Here is a 9,795-nt window from a genome sequence, read left to right as displayed (position 1 = left end):
CGAGATCGGGCCCGGGAAGGGACACGACGAGGTCGAGGATGTCCTGCGACCCATCACTCCCGGCGCCACCTGACTGTCCCGCCACGCTGCGGCGGCAGAACCCCGCCATTTAGCGCCGAAAGTCACATACTGGCTCTCGAGCTCCTTCTCCCGGAGCGCGGCGATGGCCGCGTGGAAGGCGGCCGAGCGGGACCGGAGGCCGTGGGCGCGCTCGTACTCCTTCAGGAAGTCGAGGTCCGGCACCGGTACCGTCACAGTGACCCGCTCACTCAGGCTCATACCGCCGATCATACCGAGGGCCGCGGCCGCGGGTCAGCCCTCGCACAGCCTCCGCGCCGCCGCCACCGCGGCGAGCAGCGCCTCGGGTTCCGGGGCCAGCCCCAGCACCAGGTCGTCGACCCCGCGCAGCCCGGCCCGGTCCAGCAGCCGCTTCTCGTTGGTGGCCCACTCGCCGCGCCCCGCGAGCATCGCGTGCGCGCGCTGCGTGACGGCCACCGCGACCAGCCCCGCGCACTGCGCGACCCGCCCGGCGCGCGCGTGCTGCTCGGCCCCGTCGAGCGTGAAGTCGGCCCGGGCGCCCCACACCTCCGGCGCGGTCCGGCGCAGCGCCGCGGGGAACCCGGGCCGGGGGAGCGTGCCGCGCAGCACCCGGTGCCCGGCCAGCTCGGCGACCACGACGTAGGTCGGGAACCCGGCGAGGTGGAACAGCAGCGGCTCGACGTCGAACTCCCCGCGCGCCGCCCGGTCGACCTCCCGCTCGACGACGTCGAGGTCCCGGTAGTGCACGTCGACCCGCCGGCCCTCGACGGTCAGCCACGCCCCGCCGTTGAACACGCCGCCGCCCCAGCCGCCGACCTCGAAGACGTGGCCCTCCCACCCGACGTCGCGCAGGTGCTGCGGGTCGAACGCGCCGCGGTAGTAGATCGCCAGGTCCCAGTCGCTGCCGGGCCGGTGGGTGCCGTGCGCGCGGGACCCGCCGAGGGACACCGCCTCGACCCCGGGCAGGGCGGCGAGGGTGTCGGCGAGGCGGTCGAGGAAGGACTCGTCGGACATGCGTCGTCAGCCTGCCAGCGCGGAGTCGTCCGCGTCGACCCTCCCGACCACCAGCCGGTTCACCACGTACAGCACCACGCCGATCGCCAGCAGGACGGCGGCCCGCAGGTACACCGACCCCTCCCGCCCGGTGAGCGGCGACGCCAGCACCAGCGAGACCACCGCGCCGACCGCCGGCGCCCAGGTCGGGGCCCGGAACGACCGCGCGGAGTCGCCCTCGACCCGCTCGGGCTCGTCGTCGTCGCCGTCGGGCCCCGAGGTGGGGCGGCGGCGCAGCACCAGCACCGCCACGTTCACCACCGCGAACACCAGCAGCAGGAGCAGGACGGTGGTGTCCGCGAGGTCCCCGAGGTCGCCGGTCGCGGTGAGCGTCAGGGCCAGCACCACGGTGAACGCGATCGCGACCACCGGGGTCCGGCGCCGCGCCTGCACACGCCCGAACAGCGCGGGGATGATCCGCTCCCGCGCCATCCCGTAGACCAGGCGCGAGGCCATCATCATGTTGATCAGCGCGGTGTTCATCACGGCCAGCAGCGCGATGAGCGCGAACAGCCACGCGGGGAAGACGAGCCCGGCGACCTTCACCACCTCGAGCAGCGGCCCCGTCGACCCGACGAGCACGTCCGTCTCGACGAGCATCGACGCGGTGAACGCCACGGCCAGGTAGATGGCCCCGGCGATCGCGAGCCCGCCGAACAGCGCCCGCGGGTAGTCGCGCCGCGGGTGCTTCGCCTCCTCCGCGAGGTTCACCGAGTCCTCGAACCCGAGCAGCGCGTAGAACGCCAGCGCCGCGCCGCCCAGGACGCCCATCCACGCGGCGCCCTCCGTGCTCAGCTCCAGTGCGCGGCCCGGGTCGCCCTCGCCGCGGGCCAGCGCGACCACGCCGATGCCGATGATGACGAGCAGTCCGGTCGCCTCGATCAGCGTGAGCACGACGTTGACCCGGACCGACTCCGAGACGCCCAGGACGTTCACGAGCGTGATCAGCCCGAGGAAGACCCACGCGGCGACCACGGTCGGCACGCCGAACGGCAGCAGCTCGGCGAGGTAGTCGCCGCCGAACGCGCGGGCGGCGGCCGACGCGCTGGTGATGCCGGACATCATCACGGCGAACGCCACCAGGAAGGTGAGGAACGGCCGGCGGAACGCGCGGTTCGCGTACAGCGCGGCGCCGGCCGCCCGCGGGTACCGGGCGACCAGCTCGGCGTACGCGGTCGCGGTGAGCGCGGCCAGCACGAACGCGAGCAGGAACGGCAGCCAGATCGCCCCGCCGACCTCGGCGGCCACGGTGCCGGTCAGCGCGTAGATCCCCGCACCGAGGATGTCCCCGACGACGAACAGCAGCAGCACGGTCCGGCCGATCGAGCGCTTGAGCGCGGGCTGCTGGTCCTGGCTCACCTGCGTGGACTCCGCCATGGCGCACCACCCCCTCCGCGGCACACTGTGCTCCCGTGCGGGCGGCCCCGCGCGGCGAGCGGCTCGCCGGGCGCGCGACGACCCCCGCCCCTAGGCTCGATCGGACCACCAGGACATCTCGGGAGGTCAGGCATGAAGGGCAAGCTGGCATTCGTCCTCGGCGCGGGCGTGGGCTACGTGCTCGGGACCCGCGCGGGTCGCGCGCAGTTCGAGAAGATCAAGGGCTGGGCGTCGGACGCGTGGCACGACCCGCGGGTCCAGTCGACGGTCGACGACCTCGAGTCGAAGGCCACCGGGTTCGCGAAGGACCAGGGCGCCGCGCTCAAGGACAAGGCCGTCGACGCGGTGAAGAGCGCCGTGTCGCGCACGTCCGACGACGACGCGACCGAGGCGAGCGGCGCGACGCGCACCGCCCCGCCGGCCGGGACGACCCCGACCACGCCGGTCACCCCGCCCGGGGCCTAGCAGGGCCTGAGCGGGAGGGCGTCGTGGTCGCCCGGACGTCGCTGTGGTGGGACCGGCGCGAACCCGCGTCCCACCCGCACCACCGCGCGCCGGGGGAGGTGCCGCACCCCGGCGACGAGCCCGCCGACGTGGTCGTGGTCGGCGCCGGGCTCACCGGGCTGACCACGGCCCTGCTGCTGACCCGCGCCGGCTGCCGGGTCCTCGTCCTCGAGGCCCGCGCGGTCGGCGCGGGCACCACCGGGCGCAGCACGGCGAAGATCAGCCTGCTGCAGGGCGACCGGCTCGCCTCGCTGGCCGAGCGCCACGAGGACCGCGTGGTCGCCGCGTACGCCGAGGGCAGCGCCGAGGGCATGGACTGGCTGCTGCGCTACCTCGACGACCACCGGGTGCCCTACCAGCGGCGCGAGGCGCTGACGTTCGCGACCACCGCCGAGGGGCGCGCCCGGGTCGAGGCGGAGCTCGAGGCCGCCCGGCGCGCCGGGGTGCCGGTCGGCTGGCGGCGGCGCACCGACCTGCCGCTGCCGGTGACCGGCGCGATCGGCCTCGCGGACCAGGCGCAGGTCGACCCGCTGGACGTGCTGGGCGCCCTCGCCGCCGACGTCGTCGGGCGCGGCGGCCGGATCGCCGAGGGGGTCCGGGTGCTCGGGATGCACCACGGCGCCGAGCTCGGCGGCCTGAGCCGGCGCACGGTGCTGCGGACCACGGCGGGCGACGTCGCCGCCGACGCGGTGGTGCTCGCGACGGGCACGCCGGTCCTCGACCGCGGCGGGGCATTCGCGCGGCTGCACGCCCTGCGGTCGTACCTGTGCGCGTTCCGGGTGCCGGAGCCGCCGCCGACGAGCATGGCGCTCTCCGTCGACGCCGACACCCGGTCGGTGCGCTCCGTGCCGGCCCTCGCGGGGGCGGGGCTGGTGCGGGGTCCGGCCGTCCCGGGCGGTTCGGCGACCCCGGTCGGCGCGGCGGTGCCGGACCTGCTGCTCGTCGGCGGCGCGGGGCACCCCGTGGGCCGGCGGCCCCGGACGGGGGAGTCGGTGCGCGCGCTCGTCGACTGGACCCGCGCGCACGTCCCCGGTGCCGAGCTGACCCACGTGTGGTCGGCGCAGGACTACGCGACGACCGACGGGCTGCCGCTGGTCGGCCGGCTGCTGCCGCTCGACCCGCGGCTGTACGTCGCGACGGGCTACGCGAAGTGGGGCATGACCACCGCCGTGGCCGCCGCGCTCGTGCTCGCGGCGGACATCCTCAACGACCGCGCCCCGCGCTGGGCGGAGTCCTGGCGGCCGTGGGGCCGGCACGAGCTCACCGGGCTCGGCGACGCCGCGCGGCTGAACGCCGCGGTCGCGCGGTGGCTCGCGGGCGGCTGGACCGCCCCGCGCGCCGCGGCCGGGACGCGCGCCGCCCCGCCGGAGGGGCAGGGCGGCGTCGAGCGCGCGGGGGTGCGCCCGGAGGCGGTGTGCACCGTCGGCGGCGTCACCCGGCGGGTGTCCGGCGTGTGCACGCACCTCGGCGGCGTCGTGACCTGGAACGAGGTCGAGCGGTCCTGGGACTGCCCGCTGCACGGGAGCCGGTTCGCCCCGGACGGCGCGCCCCTGGAGGGCCCGGCGACCACGCCGCTCACCCCGCTGGGCTGACGCGCGACGGCCCCGCCGCGGCGTGGTGCCAGGCGGGGCCGTCGGTGCGTGCGGGGCGTGGTCGCTAGATGACCAGGCTCAGGAGCAGGACCACCACCAGGGCGGTCACCGACAGGACGCACTCCATGAGCGACCAGGTCTTGAACGTCTGGCCGACGGTCATCTTGAAGTACTCCTTGACCAGCCAGAACCCGGCGTCGTTGACGTGGCTGAGGAACACCGAGCCGGCGCCGATCGCCAGGACCATGAGCGCGACGTGCGTCGGGGACAGGCCCTCGGCCAGCGGCGCGACGATGCCGGCCGCGGTGACGGTGGCGACGGTCGCGGAGCCGGTGGCGACGCGGATCAGCACCGCGACCAGCCACGCGGCGAGCAGCGGCGAGATCGGCGCGTTCGCGAGGCCCTTGGCGATGACGTCGCCGACGCCGGAGTCGACCAGGGTCTGCTTGAAGCCGCCGCCCGCGCCGACGATGAGCAGGATGCTCGCGATCGGGGCGAACGAGGAGTCGACGAGCTTGCTGACCATGCTGCGGTCGCGGCCCTGGCGGGTGCCGAGCAGGACCAGCGACACCAGCGCGGTGATGAGCAGCGCGACCAGGGGGGTGCCCACGAAGTCGAGCACCTGGCCGAACCCGGAGTCCTCGAACCCGACGGTCTCGGCGAGCGTGCGGGCCAGCATGAGGACGACCGGCAGCAGCACGACCGTCAGCGCGGTGGCGAACGACGGGCGGCGCGCGTCGTCGGCGCGGTCCGAGGCGCCGAGGATCTCGGTCGGCGGGTCGAGCGGGACCCAGCGGGCCATCGGCTTCGCGAGCAGCGGGCCGGCGATCGCGACGGTCGGGATGGAGACCAGCAGGCCGAGGCCGAGCGTCAGGCCCAGGTCGGCGCCGAGGGCGTCGATCGCGATGAGCGGGCCGGGGTGCGGCGGCACCAGGCCGTGCAGCGCGGACAGGCCGGCGAGGGCCGGGATGCCGACGACGATCATCGACACCTTGGACCGGCGGGCGACGAGCATGACGACCGGGATCAGCAGCACGACGCCGACCTCGAAGAACAGCGGGATGCCGATGATGAACGCGGCGAACGCCATCGCCCACGGCAGCCGCTGGACCGGCGTCCGGGCGAGGATCGAGTCGACGATCTGGTCGGCCCCGCCGGAGTCGATCAGCATCTTGCCGATGATCGCGCCGAGGGCGATGAGGATGCCGACGCCGGCGACGGTGGTGCCGAGGCCGGCCGTGAACGAGGTGAAGGCGTCGACGTAGGGCAGGCCGGCGGCCACGGCGAGCACACCCGCGCCGAGCATGAGCGCGAGGAACGGGTGCAGCTTCACCCAGACGATCAGCGCGACGATGACCGCGATGCCGACGACGGCCGCGACGATCAGCCGGGTGTCGGAGACGGCGGGCGCGGCGTCCTCGGCCGCGGCGGCCAGCAGCAGCGGTGCTGCGGTCGGGAGGGAGAGCATCAGGACTCCTGGGGGGAGGTCGCCGGCGCCACGTCGGCGCGCGCGGTGGCGGGGTCGATGCCGAGCTCGCGCAGGGCGGCGTCGGCGACGGAGTGGGGCGAGACCTCGACCGGGACGACGACGCCGTCCTCGGCGTCGGTGAGCGGCTCGAGGGTCTGGAACTGCGACGGGAGCAGGGAGGTCGGCATGAAGTGCCCGGCGCGGCCGGACATGCGCTCGCCGATCGCCTCGATCGTGCCCCGGAGGTGCACGAACCGGACCCGGCCCTCGGCCTCGCGCAGCACGTCGCGGTAGGCGACCCGCAGCGCGGAGCAGGTGACGATGGTCGACCGGCCGGCGCGGGACTGCTCGGTGAGCCAGTCCCGCATGGCGCGCAGCCACGGCCAGCGGTCCTCGTCGGTCAGCGGGGTGCCCGCCGACATCTTGTCGATGTTGGCCTGGGGGTGGAACTCGTCGGCCTCGGCGTACGGCCAGCCGAGACGGTCGGCGAGGATCTGCGCGGTCGTGGTCTTCCCCGACCCCGAGACACCCATGATCACGAGGTGCTGGACCTCCGGCATCGCTGCCCTCCTTGACGTCGTTGTCCGGGCGTGAGCGTCCGGGCGCTGCCCCGGATCGCCCCGGGGTGCCGACACTCTGCCACAAAGATGCGACCTTTGAAACCCAAAGATGTCACCAGTGGCGGCGGCGGGTCGGGCGCGTCCTCGCACCCGATCCCGTGTGCGACCCTGGCACGGCCGCCGGTCAGGCGCGCGCCGGGACGGGGACGAGGGGACGCACGTGGCGGTCGAGGTGCTGCACAGCACCGTGCTCGAGGCGATCGGCGCGGAGATCACGGCCGGGGTGCTCCCGGCCGGCGCGGTCCTGACGCTGGAGCAGCTCCAGCACCGGTTCGGGGTGTCGCGGACCGTGGCGCGGGAGACGATGCGCTCGCTCGAGCAGCTGGGGCTGCTGACGTCGCGGCGCCGGGTGGGGCTGGTCGTGCGGCCGGCGTCCGACTGGATGGTGTTCGACCCGCGGGTCATCCGGTGGCGGCTCGCAGGCCCGGGTCGGCTCGGTCAGCTGCGCTCGCTCACGGAGCTGCGCGCGGCCGTCGAGCCCGTCGCCGCGGCGGCCGCCGCCCGGCACGCCTCGCCCGAGGAGGTGGACGAGCTGCTGGCCCTGATGGCGCGGCTCCGCGAGCTCGGGGAGGCCGGCCGGCTGGACGAGTTCCTCGAGGTCGACCAGCAGTTCCACGCCCTGCTGCTCCGGGCGGGTCGCAACGAGATGTTCGGCGCGCTCACCGGCGTGGTCGCCGAGGTCCTCGCCGGTCGCACCCGGCACGGCCTGATGCCGTCCCGCCCGCGGGCGGAGGCGCTCGACGCGCACGCCGCGGTGGCGGAGGCGGTCCGCCGCCGCGACCCCGAGGCCGCCGAGCGGGCGATGACGGTCATCACGGCCGAGATCCGGGCCGCCCTCGGCGACCTGCACTGAGGGCGGCGCGGCCCCGGCTCAGGGGCGCGGGACGTTGCGGAGGTTCGAGCGGGCCATCGCCATGACCTCGCCCATGCCGCCGCCGAGGATCTCCTTGCTCATCGCCGCCGTGAACCCGCTGACCTGCTGGCGCGTGATCTTGGGCGGGATCGACAGCGCCCGCGGGTCGGTGACCAGGTCGACCAGCGCCGGGCCGTCGTGCGCGAACGCCTGGCGCAGCGCCGCCCGGATCTGGGTCGGGTCCTCGACGCGCACCGACGGGATGCCGAGCGCGGTGCCCAGCGCCGCGTAGTCGATCGCGGGGGAGTCGGTGCCGTAGCTCGGCAGCCCGTCGACCAGCATCTCCAGCCGGACCATGCCCAGCGTCGCGTTGTCGAACAGGATCACCTTCACGGGCAGGTCGTAGTGCACGAGCGTGATGAGCTCGCCCAGCAGCATCGACAGGCCGCCGTCGCCCGCGATCGCCACGACGTGCTTCTGCTCGGCGCCGGAGTCCCGGGCGGCCAGCGCCGCACCGATCGCGTGCGGCACCGCGTTGGCCATCGACCCGTGCAGGAACGACCCGATGACCCGGCGGCGGCCGTTCGGCGTGAGGTACCGCGCCGCCCAGACGTTGCCCATGCCGGTGTCGACCGTGAACACGGCGTCGTCGGCGGCCTCCTCGTCGAGGACGACCGCGGCGTACTCGGGGTGGATCGGGCGGTGGTGCTCGACGTCCTTGGTGTAGGCGCCGACGACCCCGCCCATCGCCTTCTCGTGCTTCTTGACCATCTGGTCGAGGAACCGGCGGGACTTCTTCCGCTCGACGAGCGGCAGCAGCGCGCGCACGGTCTCGCCCACGTCGCCGACGACCGCCAGGTCGTTCCGGGTCCGGCGGCCGAGGCGGGTCGGCTCGATGTCGACCTGGACGGTGCGGACGTCGGAGGGCAGGAACTGGTCGTACGGGAAGTCGGTGCCGAGCAGGACCAGCAGGTCGGCCTCGTCCATCGACGCCTGGAGCGCGCCGTACCCGAGCAGGCCGGTCATCCCGACGTCGAACGGGTTGTCGTACTGGATGTGCTCCTTGCCGCGCAGGCTGTGCCCGACGGGCGCGGCGATCTTGTCGGCGAGGGCGAGGACGTCGTCGTGCGCGCCGCGGACGCCCGCGCCGGCCAGGATCGTGACCTTCTTGGCGCCGTCGATCGCGGCGGCCAGCGCGGCGACGTCGGCCTCGGCGGGGACCACGCGCGGCCTGCGCGGCCGGGCCAGGGTGTCGGTGCCGGCGGGCGGTGCCTCCAGGTCGGCGACGTCGCCGGGGAGGGTCAGCACCGCGACGCCGGGGGCGCCGTAGGCGTGGTGGATCGCGCTGCGGATGACGCGCGGGGCCTGCGCGGCCGACGAGATCATCTCGGAGAACACCGAGCACTCGACGAACAGCCGGTCCGGGTGCGTCTCCTGGAAGTACTGGGTGCCGATCTGCGCGCTCGGGATGTGCGAGGCGATCGCGAGGACGGGGACCCGGCTGCGGTTCGCGTCGTACAGGCCGTTGATGAGGTGCAGGTTGCCCGGGCCGCAGGAGCCGGCGCAGACGGCGAGGTCGCCGGTGATCTCGGCCTCGGCGGCCGCGGCGAACGCGGCGGCCTCCTCGTGCCGGACGTGCACCCACTGGATGTCCTCGCCCGCGGCCCGCGCGCGGCGGACCGCGTCCACCACCGGGTTCAGGCTGTCGCCGACGATGCCGTAGATGTGCTTGGCCCCGGCCGCCACCACCTGGGCGACGAGCTGGTCGGCCACCGTGTTGCTGCGTGCCACGGGATCACTCCTGTCGTTGTCGTCAGGCCATATTCATCCCATGACTTGCCCGCGTGCCACCCGGGGGCGGTGTCTCGTCGGTCACGGGGGACGGCTCCACCCTGTCGCGGACGCGGTCCGACGGCACGTCGAGCGGGCGGGCTCCGCGGGCCGTCGCGGGCGTCCGACGTGGTGAAACCCTGGGTAGGAACTGTGGACGAGCCGCCCCGCGGCCCCCCGACCTGGCACGCTCGGGCTCGTGGAACCGACCCCCCTGGACGCGCTGCGGCGCCAGCTGCTCGACTTCACGCGGTGCGCCGCCTGCGGTGCCCCGCTCGCGGCGACGCGGTGCGCGCGGTGCGGGCTGGAGATGGCCGGCGACGACGGCGTGCGGATCGCGGACGCGTCGCGCGTCGTCGCGCGGGCGCTCGACGCGCGCCGGGACGTCATCGACGCGGCGCGGGCGCGGCAGGGCGCGGGGGCCGGGGCGCGGCAGGGCGAGCACGCCGGCGCACCGCG

At 75.2% G+C, this 9,795-nt stretch carries 10 protein-coding genes; 4 read left to right on the top strand and 6 right to left on the bottom strand.

Translation table 11 applies throughout. The features are described 5' to 3' along the window. From J5O08_RS19820 to J5O08_RS19810, 3 genes are all read right to left on the bottom strand, one after another. The coding region (locus tag J5O08_RS19820; protein WP_218708633.1) for a hypothetical protein at positions 1-279 on the bottom strand (279 nt) is incomplete at its 3' end. Positions 280-312: 33 nt separating this feature from the next. Then, entirely contained in the window at positions 313-1,053 is a 741-nt protein-coding gene (locus J5O08_RS19815) for a nucleotidyltransferase domain-containing protein (RefSeq protein ID WP_218708631.1), read from the bottom strand. A 6-nt stretch (positions 1,054-1,059) separates the two neighbouring features. Further along, positions 1,060-2,469, bottom strand: coding sequence for an APC family permease (locus tag J5O08_RS19810; RefSeq protein WP_218708629.1), 1,410 nt, complete (start codon positions 2,467-2,469; stop codon positions 1,060-1,062). 132 nt (positions 2,470-2,601) lie between these two features. Here J5O08_RS19810 and J5O08_RS19805 point away from each other — a divergent pair, with 132 nt between their 5' ends. Together J5O08_RS19805 and J5O08_RS19800 are read left to right on the top strand one after the other, a co-directional pair. Next, the gene (locus J5O08_RS19805) at positions 2,602-2,934 is read left to right on the top strand and encodes a YtxH domain-containing protein (protein WP_255590266.1); all 333 of its coding nucleotides are present in this window, start codon (positions 2,602-2,604) and stop codon (positions 2,932-2,934) included. A gap of 23 nt (positions 2,935-2,957) precedes the next feature. Beyond that, positions 2,958-4,565, top strand: a complete 1,608-nt coding sequence (locus J5O08_RS19800) for an FAD-dependent oxidoreductase (RefSeq protein WP_308281745.1) — start codon at positions 2,958-2,960, stop codon at positions 4,563-4,565. Positions 4,566-4,629: 64 nt separating this feature from the next. On the opposite strand, the gene J5O08_RS19795 is transcribed toward J5O08_RS19800, so the two are convergent. Together J5O08_RS19795 and J5O08_RS19790 are read right to left on the bottom strand one after the other, a co-directional pair. Continuing rightward, positions 4,630-6,033 carry a GntP family permease gene (locus J5O08_RS19795; protein ID WP_217616445.1) on the bottom strand — a complete coding sequence of 468 codons (1,404 nt, stop codon included), beginning with the start codon at positions 6,031-6,033 and terminating at the stop codon, positions 4,630-4,632. Continuing rightward, complete coding sequence (locus J5O08_RS19790; RefSeq protein WP_218708627.1) at positions 6,033-6,593, bottom strand: gluconokinase; 561 nt, start codon at positions 6,591-6,593, stop codon at positions 6,033-6,035. Before J5O08_RS19790 ends, J5O08_RS19795 begins: the two co-directional genes overlap by 1 nt. A 220-nt stretch (positions 6,594-6,813) precedes the next feature. Between J5O08_RS19790 and J5O08_RS19785 the strand changes: the two genes are divergently transcribed. Then, positions 6,814-7,506 (top strand): FCD domain-containing protein, encoded by a 693-nt coding sequence (locus J5O08_RS19785; RefSeq protein ID WP_308281744.1) that lies wholly within the window; start codon positions 6,814-6,816, stop codon positions 7,504-7,506. 18 nt (positions 7,507-7,524) lie between these two features. Here the strand turns inward: J5O08_RS19785 and J5O08_RS19780 are convergent, their stop codons facing one another. Further along, entirely contained in the window at positions 7,525-9,297 is a 1,773-nt protein-coding gene (locus J5O08_RS19780; RefSeq protein WP_218708624.1) for a pyruvate dehydrogenase, read from the bottom strand. Between the two features lie 238 nt (positions 9,298-9,535). On the opposite strand from J5O08_RS19780, the gene J5O08_RS19775 reads away from it, so the two are divergent. Continuing rightward, a partial coding sequence (locus J5O08_RS19775; protein ID WP_218708623.1) for a hypothetical protein occupies positions 9,536-9,795 on the top strand: 260 nt, incomplete at its 3' end.

It is taken from the genome of Cellulomonas sp. PS-H5, assembly GCF_019265565.1.
In the GTDB taxonomy this organism is placed as follows: Bacteria; Actinomycetota; Actinomycetes; order Actinomycetales; family Cellulomonadaceae; genus Cellulomonas.
Note: the sequence above shows the minus strand (reverse complement) of the source record. Positions and strands in the feature narration are given on the sequence as shown.

Bases quoted from the DNA above. Each gene is read 5' to 3' on its own strand.
- J5O08_RS19815 (WP_218708631.1), bottom strand. From the start codon at position 1,053: ATGTCCGACGAGTCCTTCCTCGACCGCCTCGCCGACACCCTCGCCGCC.
- J5O08_RS19810 (WP_218708629.1), bottom strand. From the start codon at position 2,469: ATGGCGGAGTCCACGCAGGTGAGCCAGGACCAGCAGCCCGCGCTCAAG.
- J5O08_RS19805 (WP_255590266.1), top strand. From the start codon at position 2,602: ATGAAGGGCAAGCTGGCATTCGTCCTCGGCGCGGGCGTGGGCTACGTG.
- J5O08_RS19795 (WP_217616445.1), bottom strand. From the start codon at position 6,033: ATGCTCTCCCTCCCGACCGCAGCACCGCTGCTGCTGGCCGCCGCGGCC.
- J5O08_RS19790 (WP_218708627.1), bottom strand. From the start codon at position 6,593: ATGCCGGAGGTCCAGCACCTCGTGATCATGGGTGTCTCGGGGTCGGGG.